This is a genomic window from Chitinophaga sp. 10T418 (assembly GCF_056394125.1).
Window position 1 is genome coordinate 26,346 of the sequence record NZ_JBFTHG010000023.1, and the last position, 22,466, is coordinate 48,811.

A 22,466-nucleotide genomic window follows, 5' to 3' on the forward strand; every position below is an offset into this window, starting at 1 on the left:
AGTAAGATGAAACCAACTATACTATTGATCCCCGAGAAAACAGACGCCGAATTTGAGCAGGTATTTGCCACCTGGACCCGTAAGGGGGGAATAATAAAAAGATTAGGCAAGTATTGGATCCGCGATGAAGCCCTGGCCAGACAGGATATTGCCATTTATGGAAACCAGGCATTTGCGTTGGTGCTGGCGCAAATTTATAACGTTACCCTCATTTCTCCGGATGATACACTGATAGCAAGACTGGAGCAACAATGGATCAAACGGAATATTGCATTGAGGCAAATCGGGCAGATCACTGCCGGCGACTTTCCCGTTTTCATCAAGCCGGTAATCCCGAAAATATTTATGGCAGGTATTTTTGAAACGCTGGCAGACTTTCAGGAAGTGACCGCGGGTTTAAATGACCAGGAAGAAATACTTGTTTCCTCCATTGTTGCACCTATACAGGCAGAGGCCAGGAGCTTTATTAAAGACGGTATTGTAATGGATATCGCCTTGTATGAAGGTACTGCAGACCTGGCAGCGGGGAAAAGCTTTTTGACAGATTTCATTGGCCACCATCAACATCAGCTTCCGCATGTTGTGGTGGTAGATATTGCCTATAGCGAACATACTGGCTGGTTTGTACTTGAATTCAATGCCTGCTGGGGCGCCGGATTGAATAATTGCCAGGCCGAAAATGTAATAGACTGCATCATCAATGCCACCCAAACATAACATTTATAACAAAAAGCCCCCCCCAATTTTTAAAACATGAATAAATACGAAAGATTAAAGAATGAACTGGAAATGACCGGTACCGGAAAAATGAAAGCCTTTGGCACCTCGATGTTACCGATATTGAAAAGCGGTACGCTACTCACCTTCATAAAGGCAGCAGAATACTCAATTGGCGACATCGTATTTTGTAAAGTAAAGGGCCGGTACATTGATGCCCACAAGGTGATTAAGAAAGACACCAACAAGGGCTGCCTGATCGCCAACAACCATGGTTACGAAAACGGATGGACGAAAGTAATTTATGGAAAGGTGATTGCAGGCGAATTTGAAAACAGAATTATTTATAAGAAAGATTGAAGCAATAAGAATTGCATTCCCCCTCCCTGAAACCGACCACCCCATTTTTCCCCTGCACGAAGAGAATGGCTTCATTTGTTAAACAAGTCTTCCCGCCCTTCAAAAAGTTGTCTGATAAATGCGAGTAGTTGCTCACCGGCAAAAGTAATGGTTGATTCATGTGAGCCATAAATAATCCACTCATACTGATAATCACAATAGGCCGTTTCGTAGCAGTCAGGGTGAAATTCATCAACGGCTATCTCGGTAATAACGCCTTCTTCTGTTGCTTCCAGTAAGTACGTTGCGGTATACCTGCCAATAAAGCCGATAATGGCCTGGTAGTCTTCTTTTGTGATGTTAGCCTTAGCAAGATATAATAGCTCCGTATGGCACTTGTCAATGATTGGATCCCAATAGTCTCCGTCATAATTCCAGCGCTCCAGCAATTGCTGATCCACCACCTCTTTTTCAGCGGCATCCAAGCGTCTGCGGTGGGGAAGTGGTGCCGTTTGATCCAGCACCTCCGGCGTAATTGTTTGTATAAAGTGAACGAATTTTTCCCGCTCCTGCTGCATGGCTGCTTTTTCAATGGGATGTTCTTCAGTATCATTAAACGGAAGTTGGGCAGAAAGCCCCAGCTGTACTAATGTGTTGCGGGAAACATCTGGGTTGCCTACCAGTATTTCTATTTCTCCCAGGATGGCGGCCAGCATATTATAGCGCGGAAATAAATCGTAATCTTTATCGGAATAAGTATACACCGGGAAATCCTGGCCGGTGCGTTCGTTTGCATACCTGGTCATCCAATAGGCCCGGTGTTCCATACAATAACGGCGTGCTGCAGTAATCAGCGCTTCTGAAAGGGTCATTATGCAATAATAAGAAATTAATGGATGATGGCAAGGAGCGCCTTCATAGCCCATTTGAAGAGGAGAAACTATACGTTAACACTAGATAACAGTTGCCGCAACAGTCTGGCACAGTTTTATCATTTACTATATCAGCAAACGAAGATTAAACAGCCTGCAGATGCTTAACTTCCATTGATTCATCACGTACATTCAAACCTGACAATCATGAAAATGTTAAAATATTTGATCATCAGCGCCGTATTAATATCCGGATTAAGCAGTTGTCTTGTTGTCCGCGACAGACCTGGATATTATCATTCTCGTCCTCATTATTATCATCATCATTATCACGGGTATTAGAGATAAACCAACCAACCAGCCCCACTTGCCAGGGGCTGGTTTTTTTATACTATAAAGGAGAATAAGCGTCGTGTGCATATTCCCCTTATTTTATGCCTGGTCTTTCAGCTCTATCCATACGGGGCCGTGATCACTGCTCTTTTCCCAGCCGCGTACATTCCTGTCAACGCCGGCCGCCACCAGACGGGGCGCCACAGCAGGACTGAGCAGGAAATGATCTATGCGTAAACCTGCATCGCGACCGTAAGCATCGCGGAAATAATCCCAGAAAGTATAGATTTTATCAGTCGGATGCAGTTTCCGGATGGCGTCTGTCCAGCCCTGTGCTACCAGTTCATGGAAGGCGGCCCGGGTTTCCGGGCGGAACAACGCATCATTTACCCAGCGTTCAGGCTTGTATACATCCAGTTCCGTAGGCATTACATTAAAGTCGCCAGTGAGGATCACCGGAATATTTTGTGCCATCAATGACAGGGCATGCTCGGTGAGACGTTTAAACCAGTTTAGTTTGTAGTCGAATTTTGGACCTGGTGCGGGATTGCCATTTGGTAAATAAAGACAACCAATCACGATACCATTGATCACTGCTTCTATATAGCGGCTGTGGCTATCTTCCGGATCACCGGGGAGTACCCGCCGGATCTCTTTTATTTCAGCGCTGCGCGATAGTATAGCGACTCCATTCCAGCTTTTTTGCCCATGCCAGATGGCATGGTAGCCGGCATCCAGTATGGCCTGCTCGGGGAATTTTTCCTGGGGTGCTTTCAATTCCTGCAAACAGGCAACGTCTGGTGCGGTTTCCTCCAGCCAGCGAAGCAATACGGGGAGGCGTCCGTTGACGCCGTTAACATTATACGTGGCTATTTTCATGACAGTGATCGGTTTATGTATTCGATGCAATAATAAAAATCGGGCCGGTTAAATATAGGAAGTATTTGTACACGACAAGAAAGAATGTTGGAAATGCTTTTGACAATATTTTATTAATTGTTGAATACTTGTTCAAAAATAAATACCTTTGATGTATTATGGCCAGACTAAAAGAATTTGATCCGGAGGAAAGACTGGAGAAAGCCAAGCAGCTTTTCTGGGCGAAAGGGTATAACGCTACTTCCATGAAAGACCTGGTAGTGGCGATGAAGCTGAATCCTGGCAGTATCTATGACACCTTTGGTGGCAAGGAACAGCTTTTCCTGGAATGCCTGAAAAGATACTCGGCCGAAAAACTGTCAGCATTCCAGGAAGGGGGACAGATGACAGGATCCCCCCTGGAAGTGCTTGAAAATATGCTCCGCAAAGGCGCTGCTGCCATCCTGAAAGATGGGAAAGCATGCCTGGTGGTGAAGTCCTGTTTTGAATTGGGCCGTAAAAATAAGGAGGTACACGCCATCATTACGGCACAGGCCAATGGCATTATATCGGTATTCGAAGGATTGCTGGAAAAAGCGCAGCAAGCCGGGGAAATAGCGGCGGACAAGGATCCTAAAGACCTGGCCAGGTTCCTGTACATGGGATATAACGGCCTTTGGCAAATGGATATTTTGTATAACGACAGAAAGCTGGTCAATACATCGCTGGAACAATTAATCAGCAGCCTAAGCAGCTGATTTTTTTTATCTATTATTTGAATGATCATTCAATAATCATAAATCAACACTAAAATTGTAGTAACATGAACGCATGGAACAGAATGGGCTGGTATAAGCTGGTATTACTGGCGATCTCCCTGGCAGGAGGCATCACCGCCACAGGACAGCACAAAGCAACGGAACAGGCAGGCAGCAGCCCATGGGGGGCATCAGACGAAATAGGATCGCTGCACATGATGAGCGACAGCGCCAACCTGGCCCTGTTCTCTAAACTGAGAACAGGCAAAGTCTATGATCTGGGCGTGGAATATTTTATTGGCATGCCTGGCTTTACAGAATTAGGTGACCCGCCTTATCAATACTGGCTCACGCATACGCCCCGGGGCACCGTTGTAGGCGACCTTACGCAACAGGGCAGCGATATGAATAAGAAGGTGAGCTATACCGGCGATGCCATCTCCCTGTACACACATACAGGTACGCATATAGATGCCCTTTCCCACTTCGGTTTGCATGGGAAGATCTGGAACGGCTACGCCGCAGATGAACATCTCAGCGACCGCGGCTGGAATAAATCCGGTGCGGAAAAGATCCCGCCGATCATCGGTAAAGCAGTACTCCTGGATGTGGCGGCTTATAAAGGAGTAGAGGTGTTACCAGGCAATTACGTCATCACACTGAAAGAACTGCAGGAGCTGATCACAGCGCAGCACCTTCAAATTAACAAAGGCGATATCGTTTTTATCAGAACAGGTCTCATGAAATATTTTTATAGCGACAAGGCGAAATTCATGGGCAGCAGTCCGGGTATGAGTCTGGAGGCCGTGAAATGGCTGGTAGAAACCAAAGGTGTTATGACCCTGGGCGCCGATAACCTCGGTCTGGAAGTGACGCCTTCCACTGACAGTACCAACTGGCTGCCGGTGCATACTTACCTGCTGGCACAAAAAGGCACGATGTTCATTGAGCTGGTATACCTTGAAGAGCTGTCGGCTGCAAAAGTGAAGGAGTTTTTATTTATAGGGCTGCCGTTGAAGCTGCGCGGCGCCAGCGGAGCACCGCTACGTCCAATTGCGATTCCATTGTAAGGCTATATTTTCATCTCTCTTATAAATTGTGTATTTTCAATCATCCGCAGCAGCCACTTTGTAAAAGTGGCTGCTGCGGATGATACTTCGTCATTTACCTTTCAAAGAATATAAAAATGGTTGGTAGGAAAATATTATCCGGTTCATTGTTCTTTTTTTTGCTAACGCTTGCTACAGTTACGTTTGGGCAAACCAGTAACCCGATGGTAACGGATATTACTTTTGGCTTGCTCACCTGGGTCAAGCACCTGAATAATGATATCGATAAACCTTATTCCAGTGAAAAAGCTGAACAGTTAAAACAACGACTGGAAACACTGAAGCTGGACCTGACCGTTTATAAGAAAACGCGAAAGACGCTGTCAGACAGCTTGTTCAGGAATAACATTGCTCCCGGCAAAAAGGATCCGAATAACCTGGAACAACTGAAAGAGAGAATGAGCAAAGTAATGCAGGGTATGCGGGAGGTGAATGACCTCGTGAGTGAGTCTGTGCAGCAGGAAGGAGATAAGTTAAATGACCAGATTTATAAAATACTGTATGATGAGCCGGGCCGCTACTTGTCGTACCTGGAAGCCTTTTTGGGCGGCATGGAGGTCACCAAAAAAGACCTGGCCCTGGATGGCAGTGTTTGTTTTTCCCGTTTGGAAGAATGTATTAACATGATTTCCGGGATGGAAGGCAGAGTAGGTAAGAAGATAAAATAATAATCGCTGTCTGATAAATAGAAAACCTTGTAGCCAATGGTGCTACAAGGTTTTTTTATGGTGAATGCTTATTAAAACAGTTGAATGGTTTGTCTTCTGCTACCATTGGTAACAGGCCACAGCTGTCCCTTTCCTTCTTTTGCCACCGGTGCTGCCACGCGACGTTCTACCAGCAAATGACTTTCAAAGCCACTCGTTTTACTGTAGGTAATCGTTATGATTTTTCCCGCATAGGGCATCGTAGCTAAGTACTGTGTGAACGATTGTTCCGCCGACAAATGTTCTTCAGCACAACCAGCTACGACTGTCTTGCTACGAATATAATGCCCGTTATTCCCTTCCGCCACTGCATAACCAGGGAAGTGCATGAGTCGTACCATACCCTTTGCTGCCATCGGTTCTACGTCTCTGCCTTCCAGGTCTATGAAGCTGTAGTTACCTACTTTGTCATAATAGCGTGCATAACCGGCGGGTGTGTTACCATCACTGTGACGGGTATACGATGCAGGATATTCCAGTCCGAAAAACCATTTACCATCTGCAAATACAGGTTCGCCTCTTCCTCCACCGGTAGCGGATTTACTGATGATAAAGCGTTCTGCTTCCAGTCTGTCAATAGTCGCCGGCTGCTGATAATGTAGGATAATTTTTTTTCTGCTATAAGCTTCTCCCTTCACCAGGTAATATTGGATGAGCAGTTCCTGCGGTAATGCGGCAACGGCTTTTACTGGTTTATACATGATTTCAATAAAGGAAGTGTCCTGTCTGATGAAAGTAACAGGGGCCTTTACAGCGGTGAATTTTTCATTGTTCGGTATTTTATGACAGACGTGGTGCTTCCGCTTTCAAAGATAGGCGGCCATAAAAAGGGGCGTGATAGTATTTTCGCTGATCATTGCTGAGGGTTGCTAAAGTTTGCAGGTCATCACGTGCCTTCTTGTTCCGGCTTTCTTTACAAAACTAAAACCTGCTTTTTCGAAAGAGGGTATGAAACCCATAAATTTATAACTGGGAGAGTCTGTTTCAACAGGATAAGCTTCCAGGTATTTTCCGCCATTTTTCTTTGCGTATTTTTTAGCACCGGCAATTAATTTTTCCACCAGGCCCTGGCTGCGGTAATCTTTTTTAATGAAGAAACATGCCAGCGACCAAACTTTTTCCAGTGTGTCATCACCTCCCAGGCGCTGATAAGTTTCCCGGGGTGCTATGGAACACCAGGCTACCGGCTCCTCCTGCTGATAGGCTAACAATCCTATGGGGATCTCCTGTTTTACACGGTCCTTCATAAAGCCTCTTTTGCTTTCGGGGTTATTGTGCTTAAGTTCTTCTTTAGTGGCACGCCAAACCATGCACCAACAGTACTTTGGTCCTCCCTTACCCTGGAAAAGTGTATCGAAATCTTTCCAGTTTTTTGTATCGACCGGTTTGAGTGAAATCTTTTTCTTTTCCATGTTGTTTGGTTAAGGACTCAAAGTACCATAATAGTTCATGATAAGCAATCTCCGGGCTCGCTTACTCTACCTCAAAAATGGCTTGTATTTCTACTGCAGAATTCACCGGAATAGAAGATGCGCCTACAGTAGCCCGGGCGTGTTTGCCTTTGTCGCCGAAAATAGTGACGGTGAGGTCGGATGCTTCATTCATCAGCAGCGCATGGTCTTTAAATCCGGGTTGCGTGTTAAAAAATCCGGTCAGTTGTACGCACTGTTTTACGCGGCTCAGATCCCCATTGCAGGCTGTTTTCAGCACGGCCAGCACATTCAGCATGGTTTGCCTGGTAGCTGCTCTGGCTGCGGCGATATCTATATCTTTTTCAATAATACCGGGGTGCAGAATTTTACCATCTTTCAGGGCTACCTGGTTAATGTACACCAGGTTACCGGTTTTCGTATATGGTTTGTAGTTACCTGCCGGTGCCGGTACTTCCGGGAGAAGAATACCCGCTTTGTTCATGCGTACTTCGATCTCGTCTGTCGTGGCTTTGGGCGCTTCCATGTTCTTTCTTTTGTGTGATGATGACAGGGCCATTGCCACTTTGGCTAATGCGGCCCCTTGTAAAGTAGCCTGCTGTATTTCGCTCTCTGACGGCCTTTCAGCACCCGGCATGCCTGCAAGAGAAGTAGCGCCAAAAACGGTATTCCCCTGCGCAATGTTTTTATTCAGGGTAGCGGCGCCCATAATACCGGTAGGTACTATCACCATTCCATGCACGGCCAGGGTACTCCAGAAGGAGAGTATGGCAGCTTCCCTGCCGGCTCCACTGCCGGCAGACATAAACACCGTAGCGGGTATGCCTTCCAGCAAATGTTGGGTCCATATATCCACCGATCCATCCAGGAACTGCCGCATGGCAGCCGTCATGTTTCCAAAATGAACAGCCGAACCAAAGGCAATACCATCGTATTGTGGGAGTTCTGATATGGTGGCATATGGTACCGCTGTTACTGCAGCCTTTTCTGTTTTACTGATGGGAGGCACCTGTTTTAAAACAGCCGTGGCGCCCTGTTTTTCTATCCCGGCAGCTATGGCCTTTGCCATCTTATAAGTACCACCGGATTCAGAATGAAAAAGTACCAGCACACGGGTAGGGTTGTTGCTCATATCAGATTGGGCTTTAAGCGTATGAAAGCATATACAGGTGAAGCAGATCAAAAATAATTGTTTCATTTTTCAGATGTCGTTTAATTTCCTGCCGCAAAGTTGATACATCGCTTCTGGAGTTAAATATCTAAATTTGCCAATTAGTTATTCAAAACCGACATAAACGTGGAAAGAGCCCGATTCTGTCACCTGACAGTAGACGAAGTGAAAAAGGATGCATATGTATGGCATGAAGAGAAATGGATTTTTTCAGATGAATGGCATGCACATGAAAAGGGACAATTGATTTATGTGGAACATGGTTTTCAGTACCTGCATACCGCAGATAAAAAATACCTGTTGCCTACGCATCATTGTGCGTGGATTCCGCCACTGCTGTTGCATAAAAGTTCTTCCCCGGAAGAGAATGTTTTTTTGAGATGTACCTTTTTTAAGTCCAATCAGCAGTCATCTTTTTTTAACGACATCAACATCTTTCATACACCTAAAGTGCTGCGGGAAATGATCCTGCACACTGCGCAATATTCGCAACTGAAAGATTATGATCCGGTAGAGGCAGATTTTCTGCAGGCTATATTAAGCAGTCTGCCTTTGATGTGCAGCGCTTCGGTACCGTTAATGATCCCGGTACCACAGGATAAACGGCTTGCTGAAATTGCAGATGAATTGACTTCTCAGATCGATAGTTCATTTAACCTGAAAGATATTGCCAGCCGGCATGCTTTTTCAGAGAGAACGCTGGAGCGCTTGTTTCAAAAGGATATCGGGATGTCGCCCGCCTCCTATATCAAGTTGCTGAGAATGATCAAGGCAGTGGAACTGTTGTCGCAGGATGCAGAAAATGTAAGCAGTGTGGCCTATAAAGTAGGATACAGTAGTGTACCTACTTTCAGTAATACCTTTAAGCAGGTAATCGGAGTGCGGCCACAGGATATGTTTAAGTAGGCCATGTTTGTGCAGATATTTTGTATTAAATTGGGAAAGATGAACCATTATCTTACGCCATTGAAAAACAAATTCTTTTTTTGCTTAGCCCTGTTAACCGTCACCGCCACGATAGCCACCGCGCAAACGGACAAATGGACGGGCATTTGGCGAACTGCTGTTAAGCCCTGGGGCGTAGGTTCCCCCATTACGATGGAGCTGCATATTGGTACCCCCGAAGCCGGGATGTTGTATCCGGCTACTATAAAAATTCAATACGGCGAATTCAGGGGCAGGTATGAACTGTTGCTGGCCAAAAAAAATGAGCAGCAGCTGGGCATTGGGCGCAACAAGTATCCACTGGAGCAAACCCCTTTTAAATTGGGTATCTGGATGTGGTATCTTAATGGCACCCTTGATTACCAGGATGGTAAGATCGCTTTGAATCGTATGTGGATAGATAAATTTGATATCTGGATGCGGGGGCTTGATGAGGATGATGAAATTTACGAGCAATCAAAAGTGGCATTACGCGATTTTCTGTACCGGGGTGCGGCGACACTCACCAAAGCCGGCAATAAGCCCATGGCCGATTCCACTGTGCAACGTATACTGCATCCGGAAAATAACCGGGTATACTTCGGCATGTACGACAGCATTATATCAAACGATAGTCTTATTGCGCTGCAGATCATTGACCAGGAGCAATACGATAAAGATACCGTTACCCTGCTGCATAATGGCAAGGCGATTTTTACCCGGGAGCAAATAAATGATCATAACCGGCGGCTGAACGTAACGCTGGATACCGGTAGCAACCGGTTCATTTTTTTCGCGGACAATTACGGGCATCTGCCACCTAACACGGGCCTTTTACAAGCTACTATCGACAACAAAGAATACAAATTTAATTTCAGTAACCAGTCGAATGCCTATGCGACCTTTCTTGTTGCCAATATCTATCATCCAGCCAGTGGAAAGCGTACCGGGATTGTTCCGGGCCCCGTAACCAACATCACCACCAATGTGATACACCGTGAAAACGTTCCGGTGGCCAGTATTCCCGTCAACACCGCCGAAATTGTACTAGAGCTGAGAGATACTAAAGTGCAGGATGGAGACAGCATTTCCCTGTCACTTAACGGGCAGTGGATTGCGACCGGCTTTCCGGTTAAAACGGTGATGCAGGAAATCCGGATTCATTTGCAACCCGGAGAAAATATATTATTATTCACCGCAGACAACCTCGGATCTATTCCGCCCAATACCGCTGAACTACGGATCCGTTATGGCCGCAAATCGAAAACATTCAATCTCAGTACAGATATGCGAAGGAATAATGAAATCAAACTGATACTGGAATAAGCTTGATAATTTCGATTTTTATGATATGGAAAATGAACATATTTCATAGCTTTGCCCCTGTAGCATTTAAACTCAACCTTATATTATGGGATTCTTTTCAGGACTACTGGGCAACGCCGGCGAAGTAAGCCAGGAACAATTAATCAAAGATTATGGTAAACTGCTGATCGATTCAGAAACCATTGAACTCGGTTTTAAACTGATCAGGGACACGTTTATTTTTACGAATAAGCGTTTAATACTAATCGATAAACAAGGCATTACCGGTAGTAAAACCGAATACCGCAGTGTGACGTATAAAAGCATATCGAGATTCAGCGTGGAAACAGCAGGTACTTTTGATCTGGATGCGGAGCTGAAGATCTGGATCTCCAGCGAGTTGCAGCCCAGCATAGTAAAGCAGTTTAATAAATCAGTGAACGTGTACGATGTGCAGAAGGTGCTGGCATTTTATGTGTTGAATTAATCAGTTGAAAATACAGTAAAGCCGCTTAACTGGTTTGGTTGGAGCGGCTTTGTTATTCCGGCTAACCCGAATGCCTATATTATTTTACTATGCAACAGGATCCATCTTCGATTTTTGATCAGGATTTTATACAAGGAACACAGCTACGCCGCCGGGAGCTTATGCCACTGGGGTTGAAAATATATGTGTGGTTTTACCTGCTTACGACAGGTTACACCATACCCTGGCTCTATTACGCTTATGTACAATACCAGAGAGCATTTGATTCGGGGTTCATAACAGATAGGTTCTCGATTTTATCTTACATCGATCTGTTACTTCCTGTGCTGCTCTTTTTGACCAATCTTTTTTTATTACTGGAAAAGAAATGGGCCGTATTGTTCGCAATTATCGCCACTACGATTTCTATACTATTAGGAGTGTATTCCCTTGTCAGAGAGTTTCTCTCCGGTATGATAATTTCTGCAGAGATGGGAAGTATCTTCTGGGTTTTCCTGAAAATTCCTTACTTCATCCTACTCCTTCGGGTAAAACAGGCCTGGGAAACTAAAGCAGTTTCCGGCCGGGAATTACGCGCAATCAACAACAATTCCTGAAATATAGTATCTCCTACAGCGGTCCTTCAATCAAAATTTGTTTTTCCGGATTAACGGAATATATTTGTCTACATATTTAGTGGACTAATGGGCGTGGTAATGCAGGAAACGAACAGAGATACTTTCCGGTTGCTGAAGTATCGTATATCCGTTACTGTTAGATACCCGTCAATATTAATAACACCACCATTTTTAACTGTTATAAACAGCAGTACTAATTCTTATCATCCCAAAAAAATACAAATGAACTTACCTGCTTCTCATCGTCGTTTTATGTTGAAAGTACTTTTTATGGGTGCTTTTTTAGCCGCCATTTCCCAATCCGGCTTCGCGCAGAAATCCGCCAGCAGTGAATATTTTGCAGTAGAAGATTATTACCGGGTGAAGTGGGGGAGTGCCGCTGAATTTATCAGTTTGTGGAAAGCCAACCACTTACCATTACTCAGAAAAGCGCAGGAAAAAGGAGATGTGATCAGCATTACCGCCAGCAGCCCACGACTGCACAGTGGGGAAGATACCCGCTGGGATTTTCGCGTGACAGTGGTTTTTAAAAATGCGGCACTGGCTTTTGATGAAAATCTGACAGCCCCCTATGTAAAAGCATTGTATCCGGACCAGGAAGCTTTTCAAAATGCGGAGAAGCATCGGTTCGAATTGTTGCTGGCGCATTGGGATGTAGAAGTGGCAGATCTCGACCTGACGAAAAAAGCGCGTTAAACCAGCCCTTGCTGACTCGCCATTTTTATTAACGCAGCTACGTTTCTTACCTGGAATTTCTGGATCAGGTTTTTGCGATGTGTTTCTACGGTCAGTGGACTCAAATTCAGTTGCTGTGCGATGTCCGGCGTGGTTTGACCTTCTGCTATTAAATACAGTATTTCCTTTTCCCTTTTGGTGAGCTGGGGGGTACTTTTTAATTCACCTACCGACGGGCGGGCCATAATTTCCCTGACTGCTTTGCTGAAGGTGATGAGGCCACTCATGGCTTCGTGAATGCAGGCAATTAATTCTTCAGAAGAGATGTTTTTGAGTAAGTAACCGGTGGCGCCGTTCTGAATCATCTGTAGTATCATGCTACGTTCGGAATGGTTGCTCAGCGCCAGCACATGTGTGGCGGGCGACATCTCCTTTATGGTTTTACATAACTCTATACCATTTATATCCGGCAGGGTGATATCGAGTAACAGGATATCTACTTTATTTTCCTCTAAGAAGGAAATAAAAGCGGTTCCTGTTGTAAAGCAGCCTGTGATAGTTATTCCATTCACGTTTGCCAGCAGCCTTTGCAGGCCTTCCAGTACAATAGGGTGGTCGTCAACAATGGCAAGCGTTGTGTTTTTAGTTAACATGTAGCTCAATATTTATGGTAGTTCCTTCATTCGGTACCGAATCTATGTCAATTTTTCCTTTCAGGAAGCCTACCCGGTTTTTTATATTACTCAAACCAATACCTTTTGCAGGGCCGGCGGTATTGGGATCAAAGCCTTTGCCATTATCTTCCTGGGTAATAAAGAAGAGTTGATCATTCTGACTGCATTGCAATATGATATTAGTAGCATGTGCATGGCGGATGGCATTGGCCAAAAGTTCCTGTACAATGCGGTAGATATGGATCTGTACTTCTTCCCGAAGGGTATCTTCTATACCCAGTGCCTGGAAATCGATATGGGTGGTTTCACTCATCAGTGATTCACACAGATCTTTCAGGGCTGTGGTTAAGCCGAATTTGAGCAGGTTAACGGGCATCATATTATGCGCAATGCGGCGCAACTCAGTAACAGAATTATCCAGCTGCAGCGTAATCTTTTCCAGTTCTGTGCGTTGATCAACAGAGAAGGTATCTTCAATTTGTGCAGACAAATTTATTTTAGCACCTGCGAGCATACCACCTAGTCCATCGTGCAGGTCGCGCGCCAATCGCCGGCGTTCCTGCTCTTCTCCCTGTAGCACCGCCTGACTGAATTGCAGCTGTTGTTGCTGTTCTATTTCGTGAAGATGTTGCTGGTAGCTGAGTTCTTTCTGTGCCAGCAACTTTTTGTTGCTCCGGTAAATGACGAGGGCAAATATGAGGACCAGCAGCAAAAAGATACTGGCAGATCCCAGCAGCCAGTTCAACAGCCTGGTGTTTTTGGCGGCCAGGGATTCCTGTATCTGCCGGGCTTTCAGTGCATTGATTTCTTTTTGTTTCTCTGCATCCTTGTATTTTATTTCCAGCGCATGTACATCGTTTTTTAACTGGCTCTGAGACACGCTGTCACTGAGCTCACTGTAACGTTTCATCCACTCATATGCCGGACCCCATTGTTTGAGTCCTTCGTAAGTCGCCGCCATACCATAATACAGCTGTAGCCTGTTGCTGGTTATACCCATCATCAGCTTCTGTTTCATCAGGTGGGTTAGCACATCTTTAGCAGGCAGGTAACTTTTATCGTTATAATAGGCGTAGAATTTTTGCATCAGCAACCGTTGTTCCTCATAATCGAGCCCGAGTTTTTTTGCCAGGGCAATTCCTTTATCGAGACTGGCCAGTGCATCTTTGAATTGGCCATTAACGGTAAAATAGAGACCTTCCGCGTTGTAATAGTCGAGATAATACTCTGAGTCAGGGTAGGCGCTCAGCAAGGGATACATGCTATCCAGTGCCGCCCTGGCATTGACATTTTTTCCGGCCAGTGAATAGTTTTCCGCAATGGTATGGTAGGCGTCAATCAGTTCGGGGCTGGGCGGGGGAACGGTTTTTAATATCTCAATGGCTTGCTGACAATAAGTTTCCGCCTTGTCGAACTGGCCGGCATTTTTAAATATAATGGCAAGTCCGAGGTAGTTTTTTCCGATCAGTGTCTGGTTGCCCGATTGCCGGGCCAGGGGAATGGACTTGTTAAGTATAATATCGGCGAATGTTTTATAGTTATCCTTGTGCTGCTGTAGTCTGCCGTACTCATACCAGGCTTTGGCCCTGAAAAGGTAGGCCTCCTGGGTTTTAAAGCGGCTAAGCAGGGAATCAGCCAACATGTATTTCTCCTGGCTTTCGTCCGGGTGATTTTGAGCGAGCAGGTGACCGTCAAAGTAATAATACAACGCCTGTAAGTAAGGCTGTTTTTTAATGTATGGCACGCCGTCTTCCAGGAATTTCCTGGCCTTGAGGGTATCTTTCGCTGTCCAGAAGTCAGCCAATGCAAAACTGGCCCTGACCCGGATACTGTCTGAGCCACTCCGCAATAATACGGTTTCCAGGCTATCGGTGGGTGACTTCCCGCTCAGATGTATTTGCCCAAAACAGTTATTTGCTATCAATAGGAATAAGAGGAAAAACAGTCTTCTCATACAGGCAAAATAATAACTATTGTGGATACATCGTACCCTTTACCAAAAATACCTGGAAACAGGTAGTTATAAAACCGGGTATCCGGGTATTGTCTGCTGCGAACCGCCGTTTTAACTTTGCGACTGTACTGTTGAATGTTAGCCATATAAGTGTCAGAAACAGGGAAGCCGAAAACTGTAGCATAAAAGAGTAGGCATGCTATCAATACACAAATATGAAAGTACTCAGAAAAATTTTATTTCCAGCTTTATTGATCGTGACATTATTTAGCGCCTGTAAGAAAGACGATAAAGATGATGCTCCGGGAAGAACCTCCCACAAACTGGTATTTAAGGCTGTAGGTTCTGCAGGCGTGAATTTAAGCATTGTTGCTTACGGATATGATACCCAGATTACCTCCGCATCCAATCTCAGCGGTAATACCTGGTCAAGTGCTGAAATCAACGTTCCTGCATCTGCTGTTAGTGCCAATATCACCATCAATGGTAATGCTGTTGCCAGCACCGCTACGCTGAAAGTACAGATTTATGTGGATGGTCAGTTAAAGAAAGAAGCTACTTCCACAGGAACTATATTGTCAGGAACCGCGCAGTATTCCTTTTAATAATAAAATACCGCAAAACTAAACAGGTGGATTAACATAGAGCGACAGTGCTTGTGCTGTATGCTTGTCATATGGATCATGACACGAAGAAGGCGCTGGATCACCAGTGCCTTCTTTCGTTTTATTTCTTTTTTCCGGCCCGATAACGGAGGAACACGACTCCCAGCTCCAGGGTTTGAGTTGCTATCAGTTCCAATCCCTCCACCTGCAGCCCATCTTTAAAAAAGCGTTTGCCACTTCCCATCACCACCGGATGTACCAGGAGTTGATACTCATCTATCAGGTGGGCTGCTGCCAGCGATTGTATCAGTGCAGCACTTCCTTCTATCTGGATATCCTTACCAGGTTGTTGTTTCAGCCGGGTAATTTCTTCCACCACATTTTCTTTGATAATGGTAGAATGATTCCAGTCGGCCTGTTGCAGCGTAGAAGAAACCACATACTTAGGTGAATTGTTTAGCTGATCTGCTACCCCCATTTCATTGTTCTTCAGGGAAGACCAATAGGGAGCCAGCATTTCGTATGTTTTACGGCCGAATAGAAATGCGCCGGAAGCCAGAATACCATTCTGGATATACTTTCTTCTGTCTTCGCTGTCATAAGGAGCAAACCATTGACCCATGGTGTCTGCATCGAAGATGCCATCCAGTGTTACCCAGGCGGAAACAATTATCTTTCTCATATACTTTTGATTTAATGATACAAAGTAACTGCAGCCCCAAAGGAAATGATAGAACAAACCCGACAATTTTGGACAAACGGGGATCAGCGCGGGAAATCAGTAGCAGCTTTCAGGTATTCAAGAGGGGAATAGTTGGTAAACTCCTTAAAGGCCCGGATCAGGTGACTTTGATCAGCATAACCATTTGCGTAGGCCACATTGATCATATCCGAAAATTGTGTCTGATGGAGGTGTTGCAACGCAGAATGGAACTGGCAGATCCGGCCGAAGGTTTTAGGCGAAACACCCACATGTGATTCAAACAGGCGTTGTAAAGTCCGTTCGGTTACATAGAGTTCTTTCTGTACCTCCGGCAGGGAAACCAGGCCATTATTACTTTGTATGAGCCGGGTGGCAAAAGAAATAGCATCCGGAGATGAGGCGCCATGCTTAGGGGCAGCCAACTTCAATACATAGCTGTCCAGGAGCTGAAGACGGGTATGCAGATTGCGGGCATTCAGCAGTTGTTCTTTGAGACTCATGTCCCTGGCCGTTTTGGTAAGACTTAAATCGATACTGCTGTCTATTAATTCTTTTGCGTCTGCAGCAAACAGGGTTTTTAAAATATGCGGATACAGGAAGTACGCAATCACGGTGATATGTCCTGCTACATGAAGTGCTATGGGTTTTATATTTTGGCCGTAGAGTACCAGGTTGTCCATCTTTTTATCGGTACTTACCAGCAGGCCGGTATCCGTGAGCTGGAAAACGATGCTGGGATAGCCCCTGGCAATGAGCGGTAAAATCGTTTCCCGGTAAACATTATTGTTTTCAATCACCACTATATTGCTGACATAGCCTGAAATGGACGTGTGTGGTAAAATCAATTGCGTTCTCATGACCAGGATACTTGCGTTGTGAAGGTGTGCTGATAACGAATGTAAGAAAATCCCGAATAGGAGAATAACTCGTTTATTTTTATAATTTAGTAGAAATAATTTTAATGAGTAAGGAAGAACCGGGAAAAACAGCAATGAATGAGGATCCGTCGCAGAAATACAGAAAATTTTTAGTCGAAGTAATATATAAAGGAGCTTCCTATTATACTGTTTGGGGAACTGATGATCATGATATTGATAAATTCATAGTGGATACGAATGGGAAGCTATTGTTATTCTCAAATCGGGGTGACGTATTCCGGGTTGTTTTAAATACGGACCATTTCTTTGATATTCAATTACTACAGGCATGGGCAAGAGAGTGCGATCTTATAGAAAGCCCTGATTTCGTAATGGATCTGGATGTTTTGTCTATGCGGAATATTCCTGCCACAGCCACGGATTTGCTGGAATCCGTTTATCATAATGTTGGGCTAGTGAAGGACTATGCCCTTCAGGTAAATAACGGCGAATTACTTAACCTATTCGACAGCGATATCGTCAGATTCCATTATGAAGTTTTTGCCAATTATTTTTTATGGTCACCCCAAATCAATTTTGAATTTGCCACCCTGCCGGATGCTTACTCAGATGCGTTGAATGGCATGTTTCGTATATTGGAAGCCTGCATTGCTATAGATAGCTTAGAACTTAACCCCCTTTAATCGGTTCCATTTGGGAGATCTGTAAGAACTACGTCGTGTTATGTCTTTATTGTTTGTGAGATAGCAATAAAATTGTCGTTTTTTAATATCCCCTATGTATATGAACGGAGAAAAAGATTCTTTTTCCGTGTTTAGCCCGACCACTATAAAAGTGTTATCTGATATCCATTCTGCTTCATCCATGTATGACGTAGCACCCATAAAGAGGAGGCGGGTAGATTTTTTGTTGGTGTAGTCGCCGAGGGTCAGGTACTGATCTATATCTGCTAAAATATTAACCTCTTTTTTTCCGTTAGTGTACACCGTATCGAACGCAATTTGGCCACTATTCAGATCGAGGTACTTTTTCTTATCGGGTGAATAGCTGACGAGTTTCCCGAATGTTTGCCGAAAAGAGGGGTCGTTACTATTCAGACTGTCATCCGTGATCATATTTTCGAAATTAATCGTGCGGGTATAGGTAAATGAAGACAGACTGAAATGAGACAGGGTACTTGTCCAGTATTTCAGGTATTGGTTAGTTTGGAACAACGACTGATAAGTATTGATTTTGTTTTGGCCTGATGCTGTCATACAAAGCATGCAAAAAAGTATGCTGGCTGATAATCGTTGGAAACTTGCTGTTTTAGGGAAATGGATCATAGCAGCAAATTAAAACAATTTGGTGCAAAATGCCCGCTGTTTTGGCAGGTATGCCCCCCATGATGTAAAGGGTTACTGGTAACTTTGTTTAAAACGAATCATTACATGACGGAGAATAAACAAACTGTGGCAAAGTACATGGAAGCTTTTTCCTGAACGGACCATGAAGCCATTTTATCCTGTTTAACTGACAATGTAATATGGGAGCTGCCCGGTTATTATCATCTGACCGGCAAAGCCGCTTTTGATGGCGCAATAGAAAACGATGCCTTTGTGGGTAGTCCTGCCATCACCGTTATACGTATGGTGGAAGAAGGCAACCTGGTGGTGGCTGAAGGCACGGTGCAGTCTAAACGAAAAGACGGCGGCATACTTCGTATTGTATTCTGTGATATGTTCCATATGGAAGGCGGAAAAATCCGTCAGCTGACGAGTTATATCATGGATGTTTCCAGTGTTACAGCCGCTCCTCCAGTCGAACCGTAACCGTATCGCCTGCTTCTTTTTTGATCAGTTTGCGCAAATCTGCCTTGATGGGTAATTTGTGTGTGCCATCACCCAATGCCATAAAGGAGCTTTCAAACGGGTGGTTATCAACCGTACCTCTTACTTTTACGAGTCCTCTGGTTCCAAAGAAGGATACTGATTCGGGCCAGATGACATAAGTCCAGCCGCCTTTATTGGGGCTCTTCAGCAGGGTGGCGGTAAACTGTTTCTTTAATGTACCGGTGGCAGGAGTTGCTTTGCGGGAAGTTGTTAAGTTTGTCATTGTATTTGATTTAATGATGACTTAATGATACAGCAAAGGTATTTCCAATACCGGAGGGACTGGAGGGGTAATCACGTATTTCTGAGGGGCAATTGCGACAAAATAAACGCCTGCGATGGACCGTTACAATTGCCGCTATTTTCCCATCATTGCCTGAAAAGGTTAACAGTAAGCCCTATTTCATATCCACCATCTACATAAGTTTTCATACCGTTGGTCTGAGTCGTGTACATGGCCTGCAGCGTAACGGTTTGCAGGATGTTGACACCTATTCCTCCGGTGAAGCTACCGGAGGTATGATATAGTGCCAGCACATTGGCCACATTGCGCAGGAAGCCTACATTCAAACCAAGATCCAGTATATTGTCGCCTCCTCTTACTCCCCTATAGCATACTTTGGGAATGATGCTGCTCACAGCACCTTCCGGTTGAAATTTATAGGAAAGTGCCGTGAAATAAATGGTACCACCATCTACTGCTTTATCATCGCCGGTAAAGAGGGACCTTATATTGGGTAATGATCCCTGCAGGGTCCAGTGTTCATTGGTATAAGCCGCTCCAAACTCTCCTTCAAAATAGTTATCACGGCGGTTAAACGCACCGATAGATGGATCGGTTTCTTCTCCGTTTACTGCTTTATAGTCTATGCGCTGGAAATTCATAGCCAGCGACAGGCCGAGGTGGAGTGTTTGTCCGCGATCACCCAAGGGAAGGTGGTAGGCGTAGGAGAGTGCGATGCGGGTGCGGTTTAACAATCCTGCCTCATCATTAAAGACATGGAGGCCAGCGCCCACCCGGTTGCCGATATACCCATCCGCCGTGAAAAATTTGGAGATGGGTGCACCGTCAATGCCATTCAGTTGCCGGCGATAGGCGGCATTCAGATGCAGACCGCTATCTACCCCCGCCATAGCGGGGTTGGCCAGGTATTGATTCTGGAAATACTGGGTAGAAGAGGGTTCCAGCAGGGCAGGTGTATTACTGAGGGATTGAGCCCAGCCCTGCTGATAACCTGCTATTGTCAGCAACACGAAACAAAGCAATAATGTCCGCATATGTTTTATATAGTATTGTATACCTGATGAAAGATGCATGATATCACAATTTAATGGGGTCATTGCTGATCCCGGATGATGGTAATATATCCCTTCGCCGTTTTCGTGCTGCCGCTGATTGTCAGAATGTAATAGTAGGTGCCTTCTGCCAGCGGACTACCGTTAACTGTGCCGTCCCAGTCGTTGCTGTAGTTTCTGCGCTGGAACACAATGCGCCCTGCGCGATCATACACTTTCACTTCATTATTAGGATAGCTGTCGATGTTACGGATCACCCATCTGTCGTTTTTGCCATCCCCGTTTGGTGTCAGGATATTGGTAGATTCTACTTTGAAATCTTCTACTACGGCAATATTAATGCTGCCGGTGTTCCGACATCCTGCAGCGTTGACTACGGTTACCTCGTAAGTGGTATTGACCTTAATTCTTGCCTGAAGTACGGCGGTTTGTTGTCCGCTGATAATGCCGTCTACCGTTGTCCAGTGGTAGTTATTACCTCCGGTGGCGGTGAGTTGTATGATATCGCCTTTAGAAACAGTATTGCCTTTATTACTGTTGATTGTCACCGTTGGTGGTGTGTTGATCGTTATGCTGAAGGTCCGTTGCCGTGTATCTACACCGCCATTGGCAGTACCGCCGTTGTCTTTGATCGTAACGGTAACATTGGCGAGGCCGCCTGTAATATTGCTTTTTAGCTGGTAGTGCAGTACGCCGTTCGTCACCGTCAGTATATCAAAATAAGACTGATCCGCAGTAACGCTGATGCTGTATGTTTGCCCAGGTTCTACCGCTGATATGCCTTTGAGCTGTATGGTATGTTCTTCCGTACCAGCACATTCAACAGCATCTGCAATCGCATCAAGAGTAGGTGGCTGATTGACAAACGCGGTTGAAATATTGATAAGAATAGTTGTTGGCGCACTTGTATTCAGTCCGTCACTCACGGTAACGATTACACTAACTGTGGTACCGGCCTTGCTGCTGAGTATTGCTGCATCTTTTACGGTAATGGCACCGGTTGCATCAATAGCGAAGGCGCCGCCGCTGCCGTCTGTGGTAATCGCCCAGTTTTGTATTGTACCTGCGGCATCGGTGGCGGTGAGCACACCAGCCTGGGTGCCTACCGGGCTGTTAAAGTTGATGTTGAGAGTCTGAGGACTGATAACAGGAGKAGTACCGTCATAAATAAAGCTCAGCGTATTGGAGGCGGTATTTTCATTACCTCCTGTATTTGCAGCCGCGCCGGCAGGTATGCTCACGTTGATCGTTCCATCAGTCAGTGGAGTTACTACTGCTGTATAGTTGATATGATCAGTTGTTTGCAGGTTACTCACCGTAGCGTTGGAAGCAACGATACCCGTAGTGGTCAATCCGTTCACCATTTCGCTGAAAGCAATATTCACGGTAACCGGTGCATTCACACGTGCAGGAATGTTACCAGATAATACTACCGAAGGATGTGTTGTATTTACGAGTACGCCGGTAGTGCTGCCCACGTTATTGAGTGTGAGTACCGCATCCTTTCCTGCYGTGTTACGRATAGTGCCGGTAACTGCTGTGCCGAGTGTAATACCATCCATGTCCATATCGCCCTGCTGTACCGTRTAGCTGTATAGTAAAGCGTTGGTGCCGCTGCCGCTTACGAGTGTAGCGGATCTTGTGGWGGCGCCTATGATTACATCCAGCGATGAAGCACCGGTAACATTCACTGGYTCACTGAAGTGAACGGTGAAGGAGAGTACCTGGCCAAGTCTGTAAATGGCATTTGCCGGTACATCTACTGCTGTTACCACAGGAGCTGTTCCTGCAAAAATGAGGCTTAATGTATTGGAAGCGGTATTGCTATTATTGCCCACGTTCACGGCTACACTGGCGGGTACCTGKAGGGTTACTGCGCCATCTGTGGCAGGTGTTACGAGAACGGTGTAAGTGATATTATCTGTTGTCTGGAATGCGCTTAGGGTTGCGTTGGTAGTGGTAATGTCACCCAGCGTAAATCCAGTCACTGCTTCAGTGAAGGTGATGGTCGCCGTGAATGGTGCTATCACCGGCGAGGTAGCGGTAGTAGAAATGACTACACCCGGATTAGTGGTATTTACCAGTACCCCGGTAGTGTTGCCTACATTATTGAGTGTGAGCACCGCATCCTTTCCTGCTGTGTTACGGATAGTGCCGGTAACTGCTGTGCCGAGTGTAATACC

General features: G+C 45.3%; 26 protein-coding genes. 13 read left to right on the forward strand and 13 right to left on the reverse strand.

Features of this window, described 5'->3' with window-relative positions:
* Positions 1 to 6: 6 nt before the first annotated feature.
* Both AC1DCV_RS34870 and AC1DCV_RS34875 read left to right on the forward strand, forming a co-directional pair.
* The gene (locus AC1DCV_RS34870) at positions 7 to 717 is read left to right on the forward strand and encodes an ATP-grasp domain-containing protein (RefSeq protein ID WP_477027523.1); all 711 of its coding nucleotides are present in this window, start codon (positions 7 to 9) and stop codon (positions 715 to 717) included.
* Positions 718 to 753: 36 nt separating this feature from the next.
* Positions 754 to 1,077, forward strand: a complete 324-nt coding sequence (locus tag AC1DCV_RS34875; RefSeq protein ID WP_441576835.1) for a S24 family peptidase — start codon at positions 754 to 756, stop codon at positions 1,075 to 1,077.
* Between the two features lie 71 nt (positions 1,078 to 1,148).
* Here AC1DCV_RS34875 and AC1DCV_RS34880 read toward each other — a convergent pair whose 3' ends face one another.
* Together AC1DCV_RS34880 and xth are read right to left on the reverse strand one after the other, a co-directional pair.
* On the reverse strand, positions 1,149 to 1,928 hold the full coding sequence (locus AC1DCV_RS34880) for a hypothetical protein (RefSeq protein WP_477027524.1): 780 nt from the start codon (positions 1,926 to 1,928) through the stop codon (positions 1,149 to 1,151).
* A gap of 432 nt (positions 1,929 to 2,360) precedes the next feature.
* Positions 2,361 to 3,140 carry an exodeoxyribonuclease III gene (xth, locus tag AC1DCV_RS34885; protein ID WP_477027525.1) on the reverse strand — a complete coding sequence of 260 codons (780 nt, stop codon included), beginning with the start codon at positions 3,138 to 3,140 and terminating at the stop codon, positions 2,361 to 2,363.
* Between the two features lie 158 nt (positions 3,141 to 3,298).
* Here xth and AC1DCV_RS34890 point away from each other — a divergent pair, with 158 nt between their 5' ends.
* The 3 genes from AC1DCV_RS34890 (at position 3,299) to AC1DCV_RS34900 (ending at position 5,654) form a co-directional block, all read left to right on the forward strand.
* Positions 3,299 to 3,877: a TetR/AcrR family transcriptional regulator gene (locus AC1DCV_RS34890; protein WP_477027526.1), complete on the forward strand. Its 579-nt coding sequence runs from the start codon at positions 3,299 to 3,301 to the stop codon at positions 3,875 to 3,877.
* Positions 3,878 to 3,942: 65 nt separating this feature from the next.
* A complete protein-coding gene (locus AC1DCV_RS34895) occupies positions 3,943 to 4,947 on the forward strand; it encodes a cyclase family protein (RefSeq protein WP_477027527.1) in 1,005 nt (334 codons plus the stop codon).
* A 116-nt stretch (positions 4,948 to 5,063) separates the two neighbouring features.
* The gene (locus tag AC1DCV_RS34900; protein WP_477027528.1) at positions 5,064 to 5,654 is read left to right on the forward strand and encodes a hypothetical protein; all 591 of its coding nucleotides are present in this window, start codon (positions 5,064 to 5,066) and stop codon (positions 5,652 to 5,654) included.
* 71 nt (positions 5,655 to 5,725) lie between these two features.
* Here AC1DCV_RS34900 and AC1DCV_RS34905 read toward each other — a convergent pair whose 3' ends face one another.
* From AC1DCV_RS34905 to wrbA, 3 genes are all read right to left on the reverse strand, one after another.
* On the reverse strand, positions 5,726 to 6,394 hold the full coding sequence (locus tag AC1DCV_RS34905; protein ID WP_477027529.1) for a hypothetical protein: 669 nt from the start codon (positions 6,392 to 6,394) through the stop codon (positions 5,726 to 5,728).
* Positions 6,395 to 6,562: 168 nt separating this feature from the next.
* Positions 6,563 to 7,105, reverse strand: a complete 543-nt coding sequence (locus tag AC1DCV_RS34910) for a GNAT family N-acetyltransferase (protein ID WP_477027530.1) — start codon at positions 7,103 to 7,105, stop codon at positions 6,563 to 6,565.
* Positions 7,106 to 7,166: 61 nt separating this feature from the next.
* On the reverse strand, positions 7,167 to 8,255 hold the full coding sequence (gene wrbA / locus AC1DCV_RS34915; RefSeq protein WP_477027531.1) for an NAD(P)H:quinone oxidoreductase: 1,089 nt from the start codon (positions 8,253 to 8,255) through the stop codon (positions 7,167 to 7,169).
* A 165-nt stretch (positions 8,256 to 8,420) separates the two neighbouring features.
* Here wrbA and AC1DCV_RS34920 point away from each other — a divergent pair, with 165 nt between their 5' ends.
* From AC1DCV_RS34920 to AC1DCV_RS34940, 5 genes are all read left to right on the forward strand, one after another.
* Complete coding sequence (locus AC1DCV_RS34920; protein WP_477027532.1) at positions 8,421 to 9,200, forward strand: helix-turn-helix transcriptional regulator; 780 nt, start codon at positions 8,421 to 8,423, stop codon at positions 9,198 to 9,200.
* A 39-nt stretch (positions 9,201 to 9,239) separates the two neighbouring features.
* Positions 9,240 to 10,544, forward strand: coding sequence for a hypothetical protein (locus AC1DCV_RS34925; RefSeq protein ID WP_477027533.1), 1,305 nt, complete (start codon positions 9,240 to 9,242; stop codon positions 10,542 to 10,544).
* A gap of 85 nt (positions 10,545 to 10,629) precedes the next feature.
* Entirely contained in the window at positions 10,630 to 11,010 is a 381-nt protein-coding gene (locus tag AC1DCV_RS34930) for a PH domain-containing protein (protein WP_441576845.1), read from the forward strand.
* Positions 11,011 to 11,099: 89 nt separating this feature from the next.
* Complete coding sequence (locus AC1DCV_RS34935; protein WP_477027534.1) at positions 11,100 to 11,606, forward strand: hypothetical protein; 507 nt, start codon at positions 11,100 to 11,102, stop codon at positions 11,604 to 11,606.
* 243 nt (positions 11,607 to 11,849) lie between these two features.
* Positions 11,850 to 12,323, forward strand: coding sequence for a hypothetical protein (locus AC1DCV_RS34940; protein ID WP_477027535.1), 474 nt, complete (start codon positions 11,850 to 11,852; stop codon positions 12,321 to 12,323).
* Here the strand turns inward: AC1DCV_RS34940 and AC1DCV_RS34945 are convergent.
* Both AC1DCV_RS34945 and AC1DCV_RS34950 read right to left on the reverse strand, forming a co-directional pair.
* Entirely contained in the window at positions 12,320 to 12,955 is a 636-nt protein-coding gene (locus AC1DCV_RS34945) for a response regulator transcription factor (protein WP_477027536.1), read from the reverse strand. The two genes, AC1DCV_RS34940 and AC1DCV_RS34945, sit on opposite strands and share 4 nt — an antisense overlap.
* Complete coding sequence (locus AC1DCV_RS34950) at positions 12,945 to 14,930, reverse strand: tetratricopeptide repeat-containing sensor histidine kinase (protein WP_477027537.1); 1,986 nt, start codon at positions 14,928 to 14,930, stop codon at positions 12,945 to 12,947. Before AC1DCV_RS34950 ends, AC1DCV_RS34945 begins: the two co-directional genes overlap by 11 nt.
* 215 nt (positions 14,931 to 15,145) lie before the next feature.
* Between AC1DCV_RS34950 and AC1DCV_RS34955 the strand changes: the two genes are divergently transcribed.
* The gene (locus AC1DCV_RS34955; protein ID WP_477027538.1) at positions 15,146 to 15,535 is read left to right on the forward strand and encodes a hypothetical protein; all 390 of its coding nucleotides are present in this window, start codon (positions 15,146 to 15,148) and stop codon (positions 15,533 to 15,535) included.
* Positions 15,536 to 15,656: 121 nt separating this feature from the next.
* Here the strand turns inward: AC1DCV_RS34955 and AC1DCV_RS34960 are convergent, their stop codons facing one another.
* A complete protein-coding gene (locus AC1DCV_RS34960) occupies positions 15,657 to 16,217 on the reverse strand; it encodes a dihydrofolate reductase family protein (RefSeq protein ID WP_477027539.1) in 561 nt (186 codons plus the stop codon).
* A gap of 83 nt (positions 16,218 to 16,300) precedes the next feature.
* Positions 16,301 to 17,095, reverse strand: coding sequence for an AraC family transcriptional regulator (locus AC1DCV_RS34965; protein WP_477027540.1), 795 nt, complete (start codon positions 17,093 to 17,095; stop codon positions 16,301 to 16,303).
* 104 nt (positions 17,096 to 17,199) lie between these two features.
* Between AC1DCV_RS34965 and AC1DCV_RS34970 the strand changes: the two genes are divergently transcribed.
* A complete protein-coding gene (locus tag AC1DCV_RS34970) occupies positions 17,200 to 17,799 on the forward strand; it encodes a hypothetical protein (protein WP_477027541.1) in 600 nt (199 codons plus the stop codon).
* On the opposite strand, the gene AC1DCV_RS34975 is transcribed toward AC1DCV_RS34970, so the two are convergent.
* Positions 17,779 to 18,372: a hypothetical protein gene (locus AC1DCV_RS34975; protein ID WP_477027542.1), complete on the reverse strand. Its 594-nt coding sequence runs from the start codon at positions 18,370 to 18,372 to the stop codon at positions 17,779 to 17,781. The genes AC1DCV_RS34970 and AC1DCV_RS34975 overlap by 21 nt on opposite strands.
* 240 nt (positions 18,373 to 18,612) lie before the next feature.
* Between AC1DCV_RS34975 and AC1DCV_RS34980 the strand changes: the two genes are divergently transcribed.
* Complete coding sequence (locus AC1DCV_RS34980; protein WP_477027546.1) at positions 18,613 to 18,927, forward strand: nuclear transport factor 2 family protein; 315 nt, start codon at positions 18,613 to 18,615, stop codon at positions 18,925 to 18,927.
* On the opposite strand, the gene AC1DCV_RS34985 is transcribed toward AC1DCV_RS34980, so the two are convergent.
* From AC1DCV_RS34985 to AC1DCV_RS34995, 3 genes are all read right to left on the reverse strand, one after another.
* Positions 18,899 to 19,210 carry a DUF1905 domain-containing protein gene (locus AC1DCV_RS34985; RefSeq protein ID WP_477027543.1) on the reverse strand — a complete coding sequence of 104 codons (312 nt, stop codon included), beginning with the start codon at positions 19,208 to 19,210 and terminating at the stop codon, positions 18,899 to 18,901. The two genes, AC1DCV_RS34980 and AC1DCV_RS34985, sit on opposite strands and share 29 nt — an antisense overlap.
* A 146-nt stretch (positions 19,211 to 19,356) precedes the next feature.
* Positions 19,357 to 20,304, reverse strand: coding sequence for a PorP/SprF family type IX secretion system membrane protein (locus AC1DCV_RS34990; protein WP_477027544.1), 948 nt, complete (start codon positions 20,302 to 20,304; stop codon positions 19,357 to 19,359).
* Between the two features lie 20 nt (positions 20,305 to 20,324).
* Positions 20,325 to 22,466: T9SS type B sorting domain-containing protein (locus AC1DCV_RS34995; protein ID WP_477027545.1), on the reverse strand; the 2,142-nt coding region annotated here is incomplete at its 5' end.